This window comes from Candidatus Krumholzibacteriota bacterium, assembly GCA_016931295.1.
GTDB lineage: Bacteria > Krumholzibacteriota > Krumholzibacteriia > Krumholzibacteriales > Krumholzibacteriaceae > JAFGEZ01.
Window position 1 is genome coordinate 1 of record JAFGEZ010000024.1, and the last position, 21,268, is coordinate 21,268.

A 21,268-nucleotide genomic window follows, 5' to 3' on the forward strand; every position below is an offset into this window, starting at 1 on the left:
GTGGACCCCGAGGACTTCAAATCCTTCTGCCGGGTGCTAAAACCATCCGGGGTGGGTTCGATTCCCACACGTTCCCGCCATTTCTTTCCGTGATCTGGCTTCTCGCGGCGGCGGTCCTCGCCGCCGGTCCCCTCGCGGCGGCCTCCCGTCCATCCGTCTTCTTTCCCGGCGACTCGGTCTGGACCGAGTCGGCCGCGCAGGATACGCTGCAGCGGGAGGATCGCCTGCGCATCGATTCCATGGGCGAGCTGAAGGGCCTGATCGTGAAGGAGACGGCGCAGGTTCCGGCGGCGGAGAGGACATGGCGGACGTACAAGAATCCGCGGGTCGCCATGCTCTGCGCGATTCTCGTGCCCGGTCTCGGGCAGATCTACAACGAGAAGCCCTTCAAGGCGCTCGTCGCCGGGGGGGCGGAGACCTTCTACCTGCTGCAGGTCTACGTCAACCACCGGCGGGCCGAACGCGAGATCCTCGAGCGGGACCGATGGATCGCCGCGCAGGATTCGCTCGGCGGCTTCGCCGCATCGCGGCGCCTCAAGAGTTACGAATTCTGGATCGGCGAATACAAGGCGCGCAAGACGGACTGGCTGTGGTGGTCGGCGGGAGCGATGCTCGTGATCGTCCTCGACGCCTACATCGACGCCCACCTCCACGACATGACCTTCGAGATCGCCCCCCTGTTGCGCGAGGAAGGAGCGGCTGTCTCCCTCGGCATGCGATTCTGACCCGCCACCGACCGCCGTCCGGATGCATCGTTTGCATTCGCCGGGCGGATGGATTACTATTCCGGGAACATCCGGCGAGCCCCGCCGTATTACCGTAAGGACCGCACAGGAGGACGGGATGAGCTACGAGTCGAAGCGCCCGAAGAAATCGAAACTCCGCGAATACGTCGAGATCGTCGTTACGGCCGTTCTTCTCGCGCTGGTCGTCAGGGCGTTCGTCATACAGAGCTACCACATCCCCTCGGAATCGATGGAGGACACGCTGCTCAAGGGGGATTTCCTCTTCGCCAACAAGTTCATCTTCGGCGCCAAGGTGCCGTTCGTCGACTGGCGCCTTCCCGCGGTCCGCGATCCGCGACCCGGAGACATCGTCATCTTCAAGTTTCCCGGGGACGGCAGAACCGACTACATCAAGCGGTGCGTGGCCGTGGCGGGGCAGACGGTCGAGGTCCGGGAGAAGAAGCTCTTCGTCGACGGCGTCGAACAAGACGAGGCGTACGCCAAGTTCATCGAGGGAACGCGCCCGCGGCGGGATTACAAGAAATACACGGTTCCCGAAGGGCATGTCTTCGTGATGGGCGACAACCGGGACAACTCATACGATTCCCGTTTCTGGGGACCGCTCGACATGAAGAACCTCCGCGGCAAGGCGATGTTCCTCTACTTCTCGATCGATTACAACCGGCACTGGGTCCGTTTCGGCAGGATCGGACGCATCATACGGTGACTTTCGAACCTGCGCATCGCGCAAATCCATGTGATAGCGGAAGATGTGGATCGGGCACGGCCGCCGCGATGCGGCGGCGCCACTTGACAATCGGTCGGCGAACCTCTACATTTCATCTGGAAAATCACTCGCTCCAGGAGAGTGCCACGCCATGGCGCCGGTCGTCCTCACAACGTACGAGCTCGAACTGCTCAAGCAGACGGTCGATCTCTACATCGAGACGGGCCGCCCCGTCTCCTCGCGGATGCTCCGGGACGTCTACGGCCTCGGCGTCAGCACGGCCAAGATACGGAAATCCCTGTACGAGCTGGAACGGAAGGGATTCCTGCTGAAGCCGCATGTCTCGGCGGGGCGCGTACCGAGCGATACGGGCTATCGGCTCTACGTCGACGGCCTCGACCGATATGCGCCGCTGACCCGGAAGGTCATCGCCGAGATCAGGCGACGGATCGGCCAGGACTGCTGCGACGTCAAGGACGTTCTCACCCGGACCTCCGTTCTTCTCGGCGACCTCACGAGCTACATGGGGATCATTCTCGGCATCTTCCCGCACGGGAACGTCGTCGAGCATCTCAGGATCGTCCAGCTCGACGGACCGGGAGGGCTCGTCCTGCTCCGGCTCGCCCCCGACAGGGAGCGGCGTCTCTTCGTCCGTTTCTCGAAGCGGCATTCCCCCTGGGTCATCGAGCGGGCGGCGCAGATGATTAACGAGCGCATAGCCGGTTGTTCGCTGGACACGGCGGCACGGCGGATCGCCGACCTCCTCCGCGACAGCGCGGGAGCGGACCGGGAAATCGCCGGGGTCCTCTTCGCCCGCTCGGACGAGCTTTTCGACCAGGCGTTCGATCTCACCTATTCCTTCAAGGGGCTCGAGCGGCCCGAGCACCCGCCCGAGCTGCACGATCCCCAGATTCTCCGCACCCTCGTTCGTCTCATGGGGGAGCGCCGATTCATGATCGACCTCATGCGCAACCGCCTCGCCCACGAGGTGATGGTCACGATCGGCCACGAGAACGGACAGGACGGGCTCGACGATTTCTCCGTCGTCACGCGCCGGTTCCGCACAGGGGAATTCGACGGCCTGATCGGCGTTCTCGGGCCGACCAGGATGAGCTACGCGCACGTGCTCGCGCTTCTCGACCGTCTCCGCGGCGAACTGCATCGCCTTGCGTGAGGGCGTCCACGACACCAGAAAGGATAGAAGCCGTGTCCGACAAAGAGAAACATGAGTGGATCATCGACGGCGAGGGATCACCGGAGGAACGGGACGGCGACGATGCGTTGGCCGGCGATGCGGCCACCGGGGCCTCCGCGGAGAGAGACGGCGACACGACGCCGGCCGGCGGCGGAGGCGACGGCGGAGGAGAGGCGGAACGGACGCATGCGGACGGTTCCCGGGCCGCGGAGAAGGAATCCGGACACGGCCGTGTGAAAAAAGCAGGGCGGGCCGAGCTGCTCGATCTGATCCAGCACAAGAACGAGATGCTCCAGGCCCTCGAGAAGGACGCGAAAGAGATACGCCAGGAGGTTGAGAAGAAAGAAGATAAGCTTCTGAGGATGGCCGCGGAATTCGAAAACTACCGGAAGCGGACCCGCCGGGAATGGGAATTGCATCAGCAACAGGCGAACGCAGGGCTCATCAAGGACATACTGGGTGTGATCGACGATTTCGATCGAGCGCTCGAGGCGGCACCCGACGAGGAGGACACCTTTACAGCGGGTGTCAGGCTGATCTACAACGGCCTTCTCGATGTCCTTCGCCGCACCGGCCTCTCGGAGGTCGAAACGGCCGGCCGGGTGTTCGACCCCCAGTACCACGAGGCGATGGGGGAGACGGCGACGGAAGAGGTCCCGGATGGACACGTCGCCCATGTGATACAGAAGGGTTACCTGTTCTGCGGGGAACTGTTGCGGCCCGCGCGCGTCATCGTCGCGCGGAAGCCGGAAACGGCGTGATCCCCTGAACCCGTTCAGCACGAAGGGGACGATTTCCATGGGCAAGGTCATCGGCATCGATCTCGGCACGACGAATTCCTGCGTGGCGGTCATCGAGGGGAACGAACCGACCATCATCCCCAACGCCGAGGGGCGGCGGACGACGCCGTCGGTCGTTGCGCTCGCGAAGAACAACGAACGGCTTGTCGGCGAACTCGCCAAGCGGCAGGCGATCACCAATCCCGAGGACACGATCCACTCGATCAAGCGCTTCATGGGACGGCGCTTCTCCGAGACGACCGGAGAGATCGGGGGCGTCTCCTACCGCGTGAAGGATGGCAAGAACGACGAGATACTCGTCCAGATAAAGGACAAGAGCTACCGGCCGCAGGAGATCTCGGCGATGATCCTGCGGGCGATCAGGCAGAACGCCGAGGAATATCTCGGCGAGCCGATCGAGCGCGCCGTCATCACCGTCCCCGCCTATTTCAACGACGCCCAGCGGCAGGCGACGAAGGACGCCGGCACGATCGCCGGCCTGGATGTCCTGCGGATCGTCAACGAGCCGACGGCGGCCGCGATGGCCTACGGACTCGACAAGGACGCCGGCGGCAAGATCGCGATCTACGACCTCGGCGGGGGCACCTTCGACATCTCGATACTCGAGATGAGCGGGGGGGTCTACCAGGTGAAGTCGACGAGCGGCGACACGATGCTCGGCGGCGACGATTTCGACCGCGCGATCATGAACTGGATCGTCGAACGGTTCCGGGAAACCGAGAAGAAGGACATCTCCGGCGACAAGATGGCGATGCAGCGGATCCGCGAGGCGGCCGAGAAGGCGAAATGCGAATTGAGCCAGATGCACGAGACGAACATCAATCTCCCGTTCATCTTCGCCGACGACGACGGCCCGCGGCACCTCGATCTCGTCCTCACGAGGTCCGAGATGGAGAAACTGGTTTATCCGCTTATCCAGCGGACCGTCGCTCCCTGCCGGCAGGCGATCGAGGACGCCGGGTTGTCGGTGACGGACATCGACGAGGTCATACTGGTCGGCGGATCGACCCGCGTGCCCGCCGTGAGGCGGTTCGTCAAGGAGTTCTTCCGGCGCGAACCCCACAAGGGCGTCAATCCGGACGAGGTCGTCGCGCTCGGGGCCGCGATCCAGGGCGGAGTCCTTTCCGGGGACGTCGACGAGATCGTCCTTCTCGACGTCACACCGCTCTCGCTCGGTATCGAGACGCTCGGCGGCCTGATGACCCGGCTGATCGAGCGGAACTCGGCCCTTCCGTGCCGCAGGAGCCAGATCTTCTCGACCGCGACGGACAACCAGCCGGCGGTCTCCATCCACGTCCTCCAGGGGGAGCGGGAGATGGCCCGCGACAACCGGACGCTCGCCAGGTTCGATCTCGTCGGCATGCCGCCGGCCCCCCGGGGCGTTCCCCAGATCGAGGTGGCCTTCGACATCGACGAGGACGGTATCGTCCATGTCTCGGCGAAGGATCTCGGCACGGGCAAGGAGCAGAAGATCGAGGTCAAGGTGTCGAGCGGCCTGTCGCGGGACGAGATCGAGCGCATGGTGCAGGAGGCCGAGGACAACGCCGTAGAGGACGACAGGAAGCGCAGCGCCGCGAAGGTGCGAAACGAGGCCGAGGTGCTCGTGTATTCGACCGAGCAGACCCTCGAGGAACACGGCAGCAACATCCCCGACGAGGACCGCGAAACGATCCTCTTGTCGCTCAAAGAGTTGCAGGAGCTCATGCGCGACGAGACGGCCGATCTCGTCGAGATCAGGCGGGCAACCGGGAATCTGTCGGCCGCGGTTTACAAGATCGCCGAACTGATGTATCATTCCTCCTCCATGGGCGAATTCGCCGTGGACGACTGATCGATATCTCAATCCCGAGAGGCGGAAGGACGATGACGCGGGACGGGGCATGGCGAAACGGGATTATTACGAGATTCTCGGCGTAGGCCGGGAAGCCTCGACCGACGAGATCAAGAAGGCATATCGGAAGCTCGCGCTCAAGTACCACCCGGACAAGAATCCAGGCGACAAGGCGGCCGAGGAGAAATTCAAGGAAGCCACCGAAGCCTACGAGGTGCTCCGCGACAAGGAACAGCGGGCGCGCTACGACCAGTTCGGCCATGCCGGCATGGCGGGCGCCGGGCAGCAGTACGGATTCTCGGGCGGGTTCGACATCAGCGACGCGCTCCGGGCCTTCATGCGCGATTTCGGCGGTCTCGGATTCGAGGATTTCCTCGGCGGCATGGGCGGCGGCCGGCGGCGCGGCCAGCGCGTCTTCCGCGGCAAGGATCTGAAGATCACACTCGATCTCGATCTCCGGGAGGTCGCCGGCGGGATCACGAAGAAGATCAAGGTCAAGCGGCTCGTCGCCTGCGAGCGTTGCGGCGGCTCCGGGGCCCGGGACGCCGGGGGGCGGCAGACCTGCCCCACGTGCGGCGGCTCGGGGGAGCAGCGACGCATCGCCCGGTCCCTCTTCGGCCAGGTCGTCAACGTCACCGCATGTCCCACCTGCAACGGCGAGGGCACGGTCATCAAGGATCCCTGCCCGGACTGTCTCGGCGAGGGGCGTGTCCGCAAGGGAAAGAGCGTCGAGGTGAAGATACCGGCAGGCGTCACGACGGGAAACTACCTGACGCTCGAGGGGCTCGGCGACGTCGGTCCCCGGGGCGGCCCGCCGGGAGACCTGGTCGTCTTCATCCAGGAAACCGAGGACGACGTTTTCGAACGGCACGGGTACGACATCCTCTGCGACATGCCGGTGAGCTTCGCGCAGCTCGCCCTCGGGGCGAAGGTGGAGATCCCGACGCTCGACGGCAAGGCGGTCCTCACGATCCCGCCCGGCACGCACTCGCACAAGATCCTTCGACTCAAGGGCAAGGGGATCGGACGGCTCCACGCCCGCGGCAAGGGCGACCAGCTCGTCCGGCTCGTCGCCTGGACCCCCCAGAAGATCGGCGCCGAGGAGCGCAGCGCATTCGAGGAGCTCGACCGGGTCGTCCGGGACAAACCGCCCACATGCGGCCGGCGCATCTACGAACCCTGAACGATCGACGGCCTTCGTGACACGATGAGCAGAACACGACGTTTCTTTCTGCCGGAAGCCCTTCCCGACACCGGTCGCCTCCGTCTCGAAGGCGAGGAGCATCGCCACCTCGCCCGGGTCCTCCGGCTCCGGCCGGGAAGCGAGGTCGCCGTCGTCGACGGCCGTGGAGGCCTCTTCGAGGCCGTCGTCGATCTGATCGACCGGACCGGAACGGAACTGTCCGTGACCCGGTTCGAGCGGGTTCCGGCCCCGCCGGCGGTCGATCTCGCCCTCCCCCTGATCCGGACGTCCCGTCTCGAGATCGCCGTCGAGAAGTGCGCCGAGATCGGCGTGAGATGGATCGTCCCCTACCGTGCCTCGCGTGTCGCCTGGCGGGGAGGGGAAAAGGAGGAAACACGTGTTCGCGAACGAATCGGCAGGAAGCTCGTCGCCGCGCTGAAACAGTCCGGGGGCGCCTGGCTGCCCGGCGTGGCGCCGGTCGCGGACGCGGCGGAGCTTGCCGGGCAGGTCGGCCAATACGGCGCGGCCCTGCTCGCCGGGCCCGGTGGCGTCGCGCCGTCTGAAGCGGTTGCCGGGGGAATCGCCGTCCCGGCGATCGGGATCGTGGGGCCGGAGGGCGGATTCGAACCGGCCGAGGAGACCCTGTTCCGCGAGGCCGGGGCGCTGCGCGTTTCCCTCGGCGACTCGGTGCTGAGAGCCGAGACGGCGGCGATCTGCCTGCTCTTCCTGATGCATTGCGCCTGGCGGTGACCGTTTCGCGGGTCGTTCGGGAGGGCCGCCCGGCGGGCGTTGACACCCGCGACGGCCGGCGATATACTGCCCGGTATCCGTCTTCATTCACGGACAAGGGGGATCTCATGGAAGCGAACGTCATCGCGCACCGGCTCCAGGAGGATCTGAAGGCGGCCGTCAAGGCGCGGGACAAGGCGAGAACCAGCGCCCTGCGGATGCTGATCAGCGCGCTCAAGAACGCGGAGCTCGAGGAACGGGAGGCTCTTTCCGTCGACCAGGAGATCGCGGTTTTGTCGAGTTACGCGCGGCGGTGCCGCGAGTCGATCGCCAGTTTCGAGAAGGGCGGACGGGACGATCTCGTCCTCGAGACGAACACCGAGCTCGCCATCGTCATGGGCTACCTGCCCGAACAGGCCGACGAGGAGGAGATCCGGGCCGAGGCAAAGCGCATCATCGGGGAGATCGGCGCCTCCTCGCCGAAGGACATGGGACGCGTCATGGGGCCGCTGATGAAGAAGTTCAAGGGACGCTCGGACGGGGGCGTCGTCCGGGTGATCGTGGGCGAGCTGCTCTCCGGGGACCGGTAGCGCATGCAAACGGTCGTCGACGTCTCGATCGCGGCCATCGTCGCGATCCTGGCGATCTCGGGAGCCCGGCGTGGATTGATCCGGCAGGTGCTGCAGATCGTCGGGATCGTCGCCGCATTCATCTGCGCCGTCTACTTCGCGCACGTGATCGTTACGTGGATCGAATCGAGGTTCGGCGCGCCGAACGCGATCGCGCGCGTGGCGGCCGCGGTGATCGTGTTCGCCGCCGTCGTCCTCCTCTTCCACCTGCTCGGCGTCCTGCTGCAGAAGATCGCGCGGATATCGATGCTCGGATGGCTCGACCGGACCGGCGGCGCCCTTCTGGGCGCCGTGAAGGGATTGCTGCTGGCGAGCCTTCTTCTCGTCGTCCTGCTCGACCTGCCGCTGCCCCTGCCCGACGATTTCAGGAGCGAGATCGAGGCCGACCCGGTCGTCCAGGTCGTTCATCCGGTGCTGCCGGTGCTCTTCGACGCGGTCATGTCGCGGACGCCGGCGCGGATCGATTTCCGGAAGGCGGTCGGCGGCGGATCCATCGCGCGCCCCGGGCCGCCCACGCGCGGATTGAATCTTCCGGTGACGGCCCGATGACCCACCGGACGGACGTGACGAGATGAAAACACCGCCCGCATTCGATCCGACGGAATTCCGCCACGCCGCGGGGAAACTCGACTTCGGGCAGTTGCTCGAGGTCGTCGCGGCCGGCGCGGTCGCCGAGCGGAGCCGGGACGAGATCTGCAACTCTCTTCCGCTCGATTCCCCCGAGGCGGTCGAACGAAGCCAGGACGGGATCGTCGCCTTCGCCGCGCTCGCCGAGGCGGGCGAGACGGCGCCGATCGGCGGCTGGCGCGATACGAGACCGATTCTCGAGGGAATCGTCGCCCCGGGTACGATCGTCGGGGCCGAGGAGCTCGTTTCCGTGGCGCGGGGGGAGCGCACGGCCGCCGCCGTCGCGGATTTCCTCTCGGCGCACGCGGCCGAGCTTCCCGCGGGCGATGCGTTCGCGCAGCGGTATCGTTTCGAGCGGGAGATCGTTCGCCGTATCGAGCGGGCGATCGGTCCGGATCTCGAGGTGCTCGACGCGGCGAGCCGCGATCTCGCGCGCATCCGGCGCGACACCGTCGCCTTGCGGGCGCGGCTGCGACGCGCCGCGGCCGGAGTCGTCGCCGAGCACGGCCGGGGCAGGGGAGAGGAGTTCGTCACCCTTCGCGGCGACCGGTACGTCCTGGCGCTGCCCCGCGCCGAGGCCGGGCGGGTGAGGGGCATCGTTCACCAGGAGAGCGGCAGCGGCGCCTCCCTGTACATCGAGCCGCTCTCGTTCGTCGAGGAGAACAACCAGGTCGAATCGCTCGTGCAGGAGGAGCGGCGGGAGATCGAGCGTGTGCTCCGCGAGCTGACGTCCCTCGTGAGGGAGGCGAGAACGCAGCTTCTCTTTAACCAGGAGATGCTCGGCACGGTCGATGTCCTCTCGGCGAAAGCCGCCTTCGCCAGGCGATATCGATGCGTGAAGCCGGTCCATTCGGCAAACGGGGAGATGCGGCTGTTCGAGGCGAGGCATCCGCTCCTCGAGCGCGCCTTCTCCCTGGAGGGGGGCGACCGGCGGGTATCGCCGCTCGAGATCGGCTGCGACGCGGCTCTGCGCGTGCTCGTCGTCTCCGGGCCGAACGCGGGCGGAAAGACGGTCGCCTTGAAGACGGTCGGACTCCTCGTGCTCATGGACCGCGCCGGGTTGCCACTCCCATGTCGCGAGGGCTCGATCTTGCCGTGGTACCGCGACCTCTTCGTCGATATCGGGGACGACCAGTCGATCGAGATGTCCCTGAGCACCTTCTCCTCCCGGATCGGGAGGATGAAGCGGATCCTCGAGCTGGCGGACCGCGACGATCTCGTTCTCGTCGACGAGATCGGCGACGGAACGGATCCGGAGGAGGGGGGGGCCATCGCCGAGGCGATGCTCGAACGCCTCGCCGACGCCGCGGGGCGCACGATCGTCACGACCCACCTCGGGCGCCTGAAGGGGTGGGCGCACGAGACCGGCGGCGCGGCGAACGCCTCGCTCGAATTCGACGACAAGCGCCTCGAGCCGCTCTTCAGGTTCCGCATGGGCGTGCCCGGACGCTCGTGGGGCATCGAGATGGCCGGCAGGATGGGGCTGCCCGTCGATGTCATCGAATCGGCGAAGAAAAGGATGTCCGAGGAGAATCTCAGGCTCGAGGAGCTGCTGGCCGACCTCGAGCGCATGGAGCGCGTGATCGGCGAGGAACGAAAGGAGCTTCTCGAGAAGAAGCGGCTTCTCACGGAACTCGTCGACCGCTACCGCGAGCGCATCGACGACATCGAGAAGAACCGGGGCGAGCTCGAGGAGCGAGCGAGGCGGGAAGCGCTCGACATCGTCTCCGGGACGAGGCGCGAGATGGAGCGGCTCGTGCGCGAGATCCGCTCATCGGGGGCGGAGAAGACGGTGATCCGCCGGACGCGCGAGAGGATCGGCGAGCGCCGGAAAACCTTCGAGGGCAGGACGCGTCCGCGCGAGCGGCGGGGGACCCTCTCGCCCGGAGAAGTGGTCGAGGGGATGACGGTCGGCATCATCTCCATCGGCAAGACGGGCCGGGTCGTCTCCGCGCCCGACCGGGGCCGCGTCCTCGTGGAACTCGACGGCGGGATCCGCGTAGAAACGAAGGCGAGCGATCTCGAACGGGGACCCGCCGAAACGCAGGCCGGCCGGCGGCGCGGCACCGTCTCCTGGTCGGCCGGCCCGGACGGGCCGGTGGAGACGGAACTGATGATCCGGGGTCTTGAGCGCGCCGAAGCGCTCGAGAAGGTCGACGCGTTCATCGACCGCGCCGTTCTCGCGGGGCTCGGCGAGGTCTCGATCATCCACGGGATCGGGCGGGGCATTCTCAAGCGCGCGGTCTACGACACGCTCAGGGGCGATCCGCGCGTCGCCGGCATCCATCCCGGCGAACCGGCATTCGGCGGCGACGGTGTCGCGGTCGTGAAACTGAAGTAGATGCGATGATACCGGAAAGCGTGATAAACGACATCAGGGAGCGCAGCGACATCGTCCATGTGGTCGGCGCCGTGCTCGATCTCAAGCGCGCGGGGCGCAACTACAAGGCCCTTTGTCCGTTCCACGGCGAGAAGACGCCGAGTTTCATGGTCTCCCCCGACAAGCAGATCTATCACTGCTTCGGTTGCGGAAAGGGCGGCAACGTCTTCTCCTTCCTCATGGAGTACGAGGGGATCGGATTCGTCGAAGCGGTGAAGAAGCTCGGCGAGGAGCTCGGCGTCGATATCGGGGCGTTCGTCGGACGCGACGGCGGAGAGGCGGGAGGCCGGCTCGATCCCTATTACGGGGCGATGACCTTCGCCGAAAACTTCTTTCGCTCGTCTCTCGGCGCACCGGCGGCCACGGAGGCGCGCGAGTACCTCGACCGCAGGGGGCTCGACCGGGAAACGATCGAGGAATTCGGGATCGGCTTCGCGCCCCCCGGCTGGGAGAACCTCTACCGCGAGGCCTCCGGCGCCGGGCTCGACAGGGACGTTCTCCTCGAGCTCAATCTCGTCATGAAGAGCCGCGGGGGGAGCGGGTACCGGGACTACTTCAGGAACCGCGTGATCTTTCCGATCCGGACCCTCTCGAAGAGGACGGTCGGGTTCGCCGGCCGCGTTCTCGACGGTTCGGAGCCGAAATACCTGAACTCGACGGAGAGTCCGCTGTATTCGAAGGGGCGGTTGCTCTACGGTCTCGCGCACGGGAAGGACGACATACGCAAGTCCAAATCGGCAATAATAGTAGAGGGTTATCTGGATTTTCTCACGTTGTGGATGAAGGGAATACGCAATGTGGCCGCCGTGTGCGGCACTGCTCTCACGGTTGATCAGTCACGTCTTCTTGCACGGTACGCCAAACGTGTATATATTGTCAATGACGGGGACCGGGCAGGCATCCGCGCCGCGGTCAGGGCGGCCGACCAACTGACGATGATCGGGATGGATACGAGGATCGTCGTGCTGCCGGACGGCGAGGATCCCGATTCGTACGTGGGCAAAGAGGGAGCAGACGCGCTACGCGAGTTGATGGGCGCTGCTCCCGATTATTTTCAATTCCTGAAGGAAGAGGCCGAGAGGGGCGCGCGCCCGGGCGATCGTCGAAGCCAGGTGGTGAAACACCTTCTCGAGACGGTATCGCGGACCGAGGACCGCATCAGGAAGGAATTCTACCTGCAGGAGATCGGCGAGCTGTTCGACGTGCCGGTCGAGACGCTGCGCGCGGGGCTGCCGAAGGCCGCGAGGCGGAAGGCCGGAGACGGAACGCGGGCGCCGGCGGCCGAGCGGGAGAGCCCCCGCCTCGGATTTCAGAAGAACCTCTTCCGTCTGGGGCTCGAGCGCGGGGAATTCGCCCGGAGGATCGTCGAGACGCTCTACGAGAGCGATCTCGAGGGGGAAGCGTATCGCAAATACTTTAAATCGCTTGACGCGGCCCTGAAAAACAATATTGATATTACGGGTTCCGCGTTTCCCGGGACGATCGAGGACCCCGATCTGGCCAGATTGGCGTCGGAGATCGCCTTGATGGAACTGCCGCCGGGGCCGGTCGGGAAGATGCTCGATGACACGCTCCTGTGGCTGCGGAAGGCCGCGTTGCGCGACGAGATGAGGTTGATGAAACGGCGCCTCGACGAACTCGCCGGGGAGCCGGGCGACGATGCCGGGCGGGAACAGCTCCAGATCGCCGAAGCCTATCGCACGGTGGCGAAGGAGCTGGGGAAGCTCGGTTCGAGGGAGGAGAGTCGCACTGATGGGTCCCGCTAGAATCGAAGAAATCATCCTGGATATCAAGAAGCGATCCGAGGAGAAGGGATACATCCTCAACGAGGAGATCCACGCCATCGTCGGGGATGATATGGACCCTGAGGAGATCGTCGAGATATACGACCGTCTGAGCGACGAGCGCATCGAGTTCTTCGACTCCGGCGAGATCGCCCGCATGAAGATGGACGCGAGGCGCAAACGGGAGCAGAAGGAGGCGAAGAAATCCGAGGAGATGCTCTCCACGGGGATTCGCTACGACGATCCCGTTCGCATGTATCTCCGCGAGATGGGGAAGGTTCCCCTCCTCGACCGCGAGGGCGAGATCGAGATCGCCAAGCGGATCGAGTCGGGGCACATGATGATCACCAACGCGCTCTTCTCGCTCCAGGTGACCACCGAGGAGCTGAAACGCTTCGTCTCCGAACTCGAGAGCGAGCAGGCCCGGCTCGAGGACGTCCTGCAGCTCGAAACGGGGGGGCTGCATCCCCATTACTCGGGAAAGAAGGAGCAGAAGCGGTACATCGGCGTCTTGAAGAAGATCATCGAGCTTCGCGAGGAGACGGCGGCTCTCCGTGCGCGTCTCGGCAAGCGGATCAGCAAGAAGGCGGCAGCCGAGGTCAAAAAGGATCTCGAGGCAAAGACGCGCAAGCTCCAGGAGGAGAGCCGGAAGATCAAGCTCCATCCCTCGCAGCGCGACGCGCTCGTCGACAAGATCAAGGAGATCCTCGGGCGTCTCGAACGCCACAAGAAACAGGCGACCGAGTTCGAGAAGTTCGCCGGGATGACCGAGGAGGAGATCGATCACGCCGTCAAGATTCTCTCCGGCCGCTCGTCGAAGGAGAAGACGAGGATCAGGAAGGAATGCAAGTGGTCCCTCGACAACCTGAAGGATTTCGCCGGCAAGATCAGGGAGATCGACAAGGAGTGCCGCAGGATCGAGCTCCACGAGAGCGTCGAGTACGAGAACCTCAGGCGGATCGTCAGCGATATCAGGCACGGTGAGCGCAAGGCGGAGCGGGCGAAGCAGGAGATGATCGAGGCGAACGTGCGACTCGTCATCTCGATCGCGAAGAGATACACCAACCGCGGGCTCGAGTTTCTCGACCTCATCCAGGAGGGGAACAGCGGGCTGATGCGCGCCGTCGACAAGTTCGATTACCGGAAGGGCTACAAGTTCAGCACGTACGCGACCTGGTGGATACGGCAGGCGATCACGCGGGCGATCGCCGACCAGGCGCGGACGATCCGCGTCCCCGTGCACATGATCGAGGCGATCAACAAGGTCTCAAGGACCCAGCGCAAGCTCATACAGGAACTCGGCCGCGAACCCACTCCCGAGGAAGTCGCACGGCATCTCGATTACCCCGTCGGGAAGGTCAAGAGCGTCATGAAGGCGAGCATGGAGCCGATCTCGCTCGACCGGCCGATCGGCGAGGACGACGACAGCAATCTCAGCGATTTCATCGAGGACACCACCGCGTCGAGTCCCGACCAGACGGCGGCCCACTCGATGCTCAAGGACCAGGTCGCCAAGGTTCTCGCCACCCTCACCCCTCGCGAGGAAAAGGTCGTCCGGCTGCGGTTCGGACTCGGTGACGGAACCCCCCGGACCCTCGAGGAAGTCGGGACGATCTTCAAGGTCACCCGCGAGCGTGTCCGCCAGATAGAGGCGAAGGCGCTCCGCAAGCTCATGCATCCGAGCCGGAGCAGGAAGCTCAAGGGCTACATAGACGTCTAGCCGTGAAGATCGTTGTCGGCCCCGGGGCGACGTGGTAGAGTGCCGTCGCGGCTTCGCGTACGGGCCCATAGCTCAGCGGTAGAGCTCCCGGCTCATAACCGGTCGGTCGCAGGTTCGAATCCTGCTGGGCCCATTTTCCTTTCCCCGGCCAGCCCGGGGCGTGACTTCGCGCATGACCGTCATCCTGCACGCCGACACCCCCGAACGGATCGAGGCGGCCCGCTCGCTTTTCCGGGAGTATGCCGGCTCGCTCGGATTCTCGCTCGAATTCCAGGACTTCGAACGCGAGCTCGATCTGCTGCCGGGAGAATATGCTCCCCCGGGCGGCGTTCTTTTTCTCGCCGAAATGGAAAACGAGGCCGCGGGGTGCGTCGCTCTCAGGCGCATCGATCCCGCGACGTGCGAGATGAAACGGCTGTACGTCCGACCGGCGTCGAGAGGGCAGGGAATCGGGCGTGCGCTTGCCGCGGCCGCCGTCGCCGAAGGGCGGGAACTCGGCTACCGGACGATGAAGCTCGACACGGTGGAGTCGATGCCCGAGGCGAACGCGCTCTACCGTTCTCTCGGATTCGTCGAGACCGGCGCCTACCGCTTCAACCCGCTCCACGACGCCAGGTTCTTCGAATGCGAGCTCCTGCCGAAGTGACCGCGGAGACGATGACGCGCCTCGGCGATCCTTTCCCGAGGCGACGAACGGGCGCGATGTTTGCGTATCGTTTCCCGTTGTTCCGCGGCCCGGCGGCGAGAAAGCAACCGCGTCGGCCGTCGGCCGCGCAACATGATGTCATTCATGCAGGTTATGTTTCATCCGGACGGAGAGACCGCGGCGGGACGATCGCCGCTCGTTCCGGGATTGCAACGGCGGGAGAGAAAATGCGACTCAAGAGGAGTATTCTGCTGGCGCTTCTCATCGTATTCATCGTCTATTTCGAGGTCCATTCGTGTTCGGACGACCGTTCCGTCGCGCCAGTGCCCGCCGGCGAGGAGATCGGCGATCTCGTCTGTTTCGCCTCGGATGTCTTCTTTCTCGACGAATCCCGCGGCTGGGTCGTCGGCGCGAAGGGGACGATCATGCGTACCGTGAACGGCGGCGAAAGCTGGATTTCCTCGATCGTGAGCGAGTCCGACCTCAACAACGTCCAGTTCATAGACGCCGATCGTGGCTGGGCGGTGGGCGAGTCGGGGCGCATCTACCGGAGCGTCGACGGTGGCGAGACGTGGGAACGCGCGATTTTCTCGGGATACCCGGCGGACACCGATCTCTACCGCATCCGTTTCCTCGACGAGAACCTCGGCTTCGTCCTCGGCTACTACGGTGTCTTCCGGACAAACGACGGCGGTGGGATCTGGGAAAACAACTGGCTGCCGGTCGTGCCGACGCGCGGGGCGTGGGACATGTCGGTGGTCGACGACGGCATCGCCTATCTGCTCGGCAGCCGATGGACGGACACCGATCCGTACCTCGTCTGGCGAACAGAGGACGGCGGCATGACCTGGAACGGCATCGAGGGATCCCGCGCGTCGGATCTCCGGGCCGTTCTGAGCATCTGCTTCGTCGACCGTGACACCGGGTGGGTCGGCGGCGGCGTCGTCATGAAGACCGACGACGGGGGGGCGACCTGGCGGACGCAGCTCGCGGAAGCGACCGTGAGACGATTCCTCTTCTTCGATCAGGACGCCGGGTTCGCCGTCGGCGGCAGGACCGTCCTGCGCACGAACGACGGCGGCGAGACGTGGGTCGACGTCTCCCCGGTCATCGACGGCCCGATCGATCTCCGGAACCTCCATTTCCTGGATTGCGACCGCGGATGGGTGGTCGGACGGGCGGGGATCGAGACGATCGACGGCGTGACCGCCGCCCGATCGGTCCTCTTCTCGACGACCGACGGGGGGGAGAGCTGGTCGGTCAGGGAGTTCCTCTTCGACTACTCTCCCTGGGCAAGCGAGCTGCTCGACGGGGAAGCCGCGTTCACGGGGTCCGGCGACTAAAAAAACACTTGACCCTCACGGCGGTTTTCCCGTAGGCTCCCCTCTTCACGAACGAAGAGGAGAACGGAATCGTGGTATGGGGCCCCCGACAGCGAACTCGATGCACCGAGTGCTGCGCGGGCGGCGACCGGTACACGACCGGGTGACGATCCAACGGGCTTCCCATGACGGGAAGCCCGTTTTGCTTTGTGATGACGGGACGGTGAGACGATGGACACTGCGATTGAGGATATCCGCCTTCTGATCGACATCGTGTTGAAGGATCGCGAGATCGTCGAGAGAAAACGCTCGATCGAGGAGGCCCCGGCGCGCATCAACCAGATCGACAGGCTGGTCGACGAGATGGAGACGCAGTTCGAGAAGAGCAAGGGGGCCCTGAAGAAGCTGGTCACCGAGAAGGACCGCCTCGACGAGCGGATCGCGGGATTCAGGGGCAAGATCGTGAAGCACGAGGAGGAGAAGCGGCTGGTCAAGGACAACAAGCAGTTCCGGGCCCTCCTCTCCGAGATCGAATTCCTCAGCAGGAAGATAGACGAGGCGGAGACGCGCATCCTCGAGATACACGAGGCGATGGACGTCGAGAACAATCTGCTGCGCGAGACGCAGCGCAGGATCGACGATGAGAAGGACGCCCTCATCGAGGAGCGGGACGTGCTCGAGAAGCGGCTCGAGGAGAACACGAGCCGCCTCGCCGTTCTCGAACGGGAGAAGGCGGCGATCTCGGGGAGGTTGTCGGACCGCGTCTCGCGGTTCTACGGGCGGATACTCGACGGGAGGGGCGACACGGGCGTCGCGAACCTCGTCGGCGACGTCTGCCAGGGCTGCTTTTCCCGCATGCCTCCCCAGAAGGCGCACGAGGTGCGGCGCAACGACCGGATCATCACCTGCGAGGCCTGCGGACGGATCCTCGTGTCAATCGAGAACGCGGAGTAGGGGGCGCCGGATGGGCGACATGAAGGCGCTGCTGCGCGGGCTCGCGCGCGGAGAAACGATCGGGGAGCTCTGGAAAGAGAGCGGTTTCCGATCAGGGAAGGACGCCGCCCGGGCCCTCGAGCGCATCGCCGGCGAGGAGACGGGGACGCGCCGGCGGCGCGCGGGGAAACCCTCCGGGAGCCGCGGCGAATCGGGCGGGGAGAACGCGCCGCTGCCACCCGGCGGCGCCGCGGACCTGGTGATCAGGACCGACGGCGCCTCGCGCGGGAATCCCGGGCCGGCCTCCGCCGCGGCGATCGCGTTCCTGCCCACGGGTGAACGTCTCGCCGGCGTGTCGCGCCGGCTCGGCACGGCCACGAACAACGTCGCGGAATATACGGCCGTGCTCGACGGGCTCGAGCTCGCGCGTTCCCTCGGCGGCCGCCGGCTCGCCTTTCTTCTCGACAGCGAACTCGTCGTCAAACAGCTCAGGGGGGAATACCGCATCCGGAACGACGCCCTGCGCGAGCTCGCCGACCGCGTCCTGGCCGCGGCAGCCCTTTTCGAGCGGTGCACGTGGACGCACGTTCCGAGGCGGGAGAACCGGGAGGCCGACCTCCTCGCGAACGAGGCGCTCGACGAGGACGGAGAAGACGGGACATCCGCGGAACCGGCCTGAACAATCCAGGCCGGCGCGTTGCCGGCGACAACCCGCTTGGCGCATACCCCGGGCTGTGATATATTGGAACGGAATCGCTTGCCGTCACAGGCGGCGGAGCGGACAGGGTGATCGCGGGCGCATGTCGTCCGAGGAAAGTCCGAGCTCCACAGGGCAGGGTGCTGGGTAACACCCAGCGGGGGCGACCCCAGGGAAAGTGCCACAGAAAACAAACCGCCCGCTTCGGCGGGTAAGGGTGAAACGGTGAGGTAAGAGCTCACCAGTGTCGCCGGCGACGGCGGCAGCTCGGTAAACCCCACCCGGAGAAAGACCAAATAGAGGAGGAGAAGCGGCCCGCTTCGCTCGACTCCCGGGTAGGTCGATAGCGGCCGTCGGTAACGGCGGTCCCAGAGAAATGATCACCGCCCCTCCGGGGGATACAGAACTCGGCTTACACGTCCGCTCCGCCTTTTCCCCTCATCCGGAACGGAGAACCGCCCGCATGGCGACATGGCTCGTAGACGAACCGGGGCGGGATGCGGTCGCTCGGCTCGCCGCGGCGCTCTCCTTCTCGCCGCTCGAAGCCTCGCTCCTCGTCACACGCGGCATCGAGGAGCCCGACGAGGCGTCTCGCTTCCTGTCGCCATCGATCGAGATGCTCCACGATCCGTTCAGATTCCGCGAGATGGCGACCGCGGCGGGACGGCTGCAACGAGCGATCGCCGACCGGGAGCGCATCCTCGTGCACGGCGACTACGACGCGGACGGCGTCTGCGGGACTGCCCTCGTCTACGAAAGCCTCCGGCGCCTCGGTGCCGACGCGCATTACTTCGTTCCCGACCGCGCGCGCGACGGTTACGGTCTCGCCCGCCGGGTGATGGAGCGCGGCGTCGACGTCGGGCTCGGTCTCGTCGTCTCGGTCGACTGCGGCTCGAGCGACGGGGCCGTGATCTCCTGGCTCGCCGAGCGGGGCGTCGACATGATCGTCACCGATCATCACGAGACGCGGGAGCGTGTCCCGGAGGCATTCGCCTTCCTCAACCCGAAACTGCCGGGCGAGACGTACCCCTACACGGAACTCGCCGGCGTCGGCGTCGCCTTCAAGCTCATGCAGGGCCTCGAGAAGACGATGAACGTCGATCTCTCCCTCGAACAACTGCTCGATCTCGTCGCCGTCGGCACACTCGGCGATTACGTGCCCCTCAGAGACGAAAGCAGGACGCTCGTCTCGCTCGGTCTCGATGTGTTGCGGCAGTGGCGGCGCCCGGGGCTGGCCGCGCTGCGCGCGGAAAGCGGGTTGCCGAAAGAGCGGTTCTCGGCGAGACGCCTCTGTTTCACGCTCGTTCCCCGGCTCAACTCCCCCGGCCGGATGGGGAACGCGCGGGACGTGGTGCGGCTGCTCGTCACCGAGGACGCCGACGAGGCGGCGACGATCGCGAAAGAGATGGAGTCGAAGAACACCCAGAGGCGGGCTCACGACAGCCGGGTGACCGAGGAGGCGAGCTACCTGGCCGATGTCGTGCTCAAGCGAAGCGAGCCGTCCGCCCTCGTATTCTCCTCCGCCTCGTGGCACGAGGGCGTCGTGGGGATAGGGGCGGCGAGGATCGCGGAACGCTACAACCTCCCGGCCGCCTTGATCGCGGTGCGCGGCGGGATCGGCAAGGGGTCGGTGCGTTCGGCGGGCCTGGTGAACGTCAAACGGGCCCTCGAACTCTGCGCCGACCGACTCATGGAATTCGGCGGCCACCGGGAAGCGGGCGGCTTCTCCATTCGCGAGGAGGACATCCCCGATTTCCAGCGGCTCTTCGAGGAGGCGGTGGGGGAACTCCTCGAGGATCCGATCGAACATGACCACGTCCGGGCGGACGCGGCTCTCGCCCTGGAGGACTGCACGATTCCCCTCGCGTCCTTCATCGAACGCCTCGCGCCCTTCGGCCCGGGCAACCACGAGCCGGTATTCCTCATCGGCCCGCTGCAGATCATGCCGGGAAGCCGTATCGTCGGCGACGGTCACCTCAAGATCGTCGCCCGGGACGAGTCGGGGCGGACCGGGGATCTCATCGGGTTCTCGATGGGCAGGGAATGGCGTCCCGCCGTGATCATCGGCAGCCGCCTCGACGTCCTCGCCCATCTTCGCCGGAACGTCTACAACGGCCGCGAGGAACCGCAACTGCAGCTCACCGGCATACGGACGGCCGGGGATCCCGTCCGGATTTGAGCACGGAGGCGGGGCGCCGTGAAGAGATCCGCCGAACAGGAGACGCTCGACCGTCTCTTCGACGAGACGGTCTCGACGGTGCGCGGCCTCGACGACGAGGGACGCGAGGCCCTCGAACGGGCGTACCGTTTCGCCGCCCGGGCGCACGAGGGCCAGAGCCGCCTCTCGGGCGCTCCCTTCATCACGCACGGACTCGAGGTGGCGCGCATCCTCGCGACGATGGGGCTCGACTCGAGCACCGTCGCGGCGGGACTGCTTCACGACGTCGTCGAGGACACCGAGATCGGCCTCGACGAGATCGGGAAGGAGTTCGGTCCGGAGATCGCCGGCCTCGTCGACGGCATGACCAAGATCGGACGGCTCCGCTTCTCTTCACCAGAGGAGCGTCAGGCGGAGGCGGCCAGGCGGATGCTCGTCTCGATGGCCCGCGACGTCCGCGTCATCTTCATCAAGCTCGCCGATCGCCTGCACAACATGCGCACGCTGGAACACCTGCCGCAGGACCGGATCCTCGAGATCGCGAGGGAGACGATGGAGATCTACGCGCCGCTCGCGCATCGGCTGGGCGCCGCCCGGATCAGGAGCGAGCTCGAGGATCTCGCCTTCCGCTTCCTCGAGCCGGAGACCTTCGCGCGCGTCAGCGGACTCGTCCGCGAGAGGACGGCGGACGGGGCGGCGGTCGTCGAAGCCTTCAGGCGGCCGATCGAGGAGCGGCTCCGTGAACACGGCATCGATGCGGTCATCACCTCCCGCGTCAAGCACGTGTACAGCATCTGGCGGAAAATGGTCTCCAAGCAGGTGCGGTTCGACCGGATCGACGATATCCTCGCGATACGCATCATCGTGCCGACGATCAGCGATTGCTATCTCACCCTCGAGATCGTGCATGCGATCTACCAGCCCCTGGACGACCGGTTCCACGATTTCATCGCCTCGCCCAAGGGCAACATGTACCAGTCGCTGCACACCACCGTCGTCGACGGCGAGGGGCGCCGGATCGAGATGCAGATCAGGACGCGCGAGATGGATATCGTCGCCCGCTACGGGCTTGCGGCCCACTGGCGCTACAAGGAGAAGGATACGTCCATGCCCGGCTGGGAGCGATGGACGGAGCTGTTCAACCGGGCGGTCGGCGACCAGCTCGAGATCTCCGATCCAAAC

At 65.7% G+C, this 21,268-nt stretch carries 18 protein-coding genes, 1 tRNA gene and 1 other RNA gene; all 20 read left to right on the forward strand.

Annotated features, from left to right (window positions below; all coding sequences use genetic code 11):
• Positions 1-89: 89 nt before the first annotated feature.
• Complete coding sequence (locus JW876_06810) at positions 90-725, forward strand: hypothetical protein (GenBank protein MBN1885213.1); 636 nt, start codon at positions 90-92, stop codon at positions 723-725.
• A gap of 118 nt (positions 726-843) precedes the next feature.
• Positions 844-1,452 carry a signal peptidase I gene (lepB, locus tag JW876_06815; protein ID MBN1885214.1) on the forward strand — a complete coding sequence of 203 codons (609 nt, stop codon included), beginning with the start codon at positions 844-846 and terminating at the stop codon, positions 1,450-1,452.
• 151 nt (positions 1,453-1,603) lie between these two features.
• Positions 1,604-2,626 (forward strand): heat-inducible transcription repressor HrcA, encoded by a 1,023-nt coding sequence (gene hrcA, locus JW876_06820; GenBank protein MBN1885215.1) that lies wholly within the window; start codon positions 1,604-1,606, stop codon positions 2,624-2,626.
• 32 nt (positions 2,627-2,658) lie between these two features.
• Positions 2,659-3,408, forward strand: coding sequence for a nucleotide exchange factor GrpE (locus JW876_06825; GenBank protein ID MBN1885216.1), 750 nt, complete (start codon positions 2,659-2,661; stop codon positions 3,406-3,408).
• Positions 3,409-3,445: 37 nt separating this feature from the next.
• On the forward strand, positions 3,446-5,278 hold the full coding sequence (gene dnaK / locus JW876_06830) for a molecular chaperone DnaK (GenBank protein MBN1885217.1): 1,833 nt from the start codon (positions 3,446-3,448) through the stop codon (positions 5,276-5,278).
• Between the two features lie 49 nt (positions 5,279-5,327).
• The gene (dnaJ, locus tag JW876_06835; protein ID MBN1885218.1) at positions 5,328-6,461 is read left to right on the forward strand and encodes a molecular chaperone DnaJ; all 1,134 of its coding nucleotides are present in this window, start codon (positions 5,328-5,330) and stop codon (positions 6,459-6,461) included.
• 24 nt (positions 6,462-6,485) lie between these two features.
• Positions 6,486-7,211 carry a 16S rRNA (uracil(1498)-N(3))-methyltransferase gene (locus JW876_06840; protein ID MBN1885219.1) on the forward strand — a complete coding sequence of 242 codons (726 nt, stop codon included), beginning with the start codon at positions 6,486-6,488 and terminating at the stop codon, positions 7,209-7,211.
• Positions 7,212-7,318: 107 nt separating this feature from the next.
• The gene (locus JW876_06845; protein ID MBN1885220.1) at positions 7,319-7,780 is read left to right on the forward strand and encodes a GatB/YqeY domain-containing protein; all 462 of its coding nucleotides are present in this window, start codon (positions 7,319-7,321) and stop codon (positions 7,778-7,780) included.
• 3 nt (positions 7,781-7,783) lie between these two features.
• On the forward strand, positions 7,784-8,368 hold the full coding sequence (locus tag JW876_06850; protein ID MBN1885221.1) for a CvpA family protein: 585 nt from the start codon (positions 7,784-7,786) through the stop codon (positions 8,366-8,368).
• Between the two features lie 22 nt (positions 8,369-8,390).
• Positions 8,391-10,787 (forward strand): Smr/MutS family protein, encoded by a 2,397-nt coding sequence (locus tag JW876_06855; protein MBN1885222.1) that lies wholly within the window; start codon positions 8,391-8,393, stop codon positions 10,785-10,787.
• Between the two features lie 5 nt (positions 10,788-10,792).
• On the forward strand, positions 10,793-12,592 hold the full coding sequence (locus JW876_06860) for a DNA primase (GenBank protein ID MBN1885223.1): 1,800 nt from the start codon (positions 10,793-10,795) through the stop codon (positions 12,590-12,592).
• A complete protein-coding gene (rpoD, locus tag JW876_06865) occupies positions 12,579-14,330 on the forward strand; it encodes an RNA polymerase sigma factor RpoD (protein MBN1885224.1) in 1,752 nt (583 codons plus the stop codon). Before JW876_06860 ends, rpoD begins: the two co-directional genes overlap by 14 nt.
• Before the next feature lie 61 nt (positions 14,331-14,391).
• Positions 14,392-14,463, forward strand: a tRNA-Ile gene (locus JW876_06870).
• Between the two features lie 39 nt (positions 14,464-14,502).
• Complete coding sequence (locus JW876_06875) at positions 14,503-14,976, forward strand: GNAT family N-acetyltransferase (protein ID MBN1885225.1); 474 nt, start codon at positions 14,503-14,505, stop codon at positions 14,974-14,976.
• Positions 14,977-15,203: 227 nt separating this feature from the next.
• A complete protein-coding gene (locus JW876_06880) occupies positions 15,204-16,319 on the forward strand; it encodes a hypothetical protein (protein MBN1885226.1) in 1,116 nt (371 codons plus the stop codon).
• 210 nt (positions 16,320-16,529) lie between these two features.
• Positions 16,530-17,252, forward strand: coding sequence for a hypothetical protein (locus tag JW876_06885; GenBank protein MBN1885227.1), 723 nt, complete (start codon positions 16,530-16,532; stop codon positions 17,250-17,252).
• A 19-nt stretch (positions 17,253-17,271) separates the two neighbouring features.
• Positions 17,272-17,910 (forward strand): ribonuclease HI family protein, encoded by a 639-nt coding sequence (locus JW876_06890; protein MBN1885228.1) that lies wholly within the window; start codon positions 17,272-17,274, stop codon positions 17,908-17,910.
• A gap of 95 nt (positions 17,911-18,005) precedes the next feature.
• An RNA gene (gene rnpB / locus JW876_06895) (RNase P RNA component class A) lies at positions 18,006-18,359 on the forward strand.
• A 32-nt stretch (positions 18,360-18,391) separates the two neighbouring features.
• Entirely contained in the window at positions 18,392-20,107 is a 1,716-nt protein-coding gene (recJ, locus tag JW876_06900; protein ID MBN1885229.1) for a single-stranded-DNA-specific exonuclease RecJ, read from the forward strand.
• Between the two features lie 18 nt (positions 20,108-20,125).
• Positions 20,126-21,268 (forward strand): bifunctional (p)ppGpp synthetase/guanosine-3',5'-bis(diphosphate) 3'-pyrophosphohydrolase (locus JW876_06905; GenBank protein ID MBN1885230.1); only part of this gene is annotated, 1,143 nt, incomplete at its 3' end.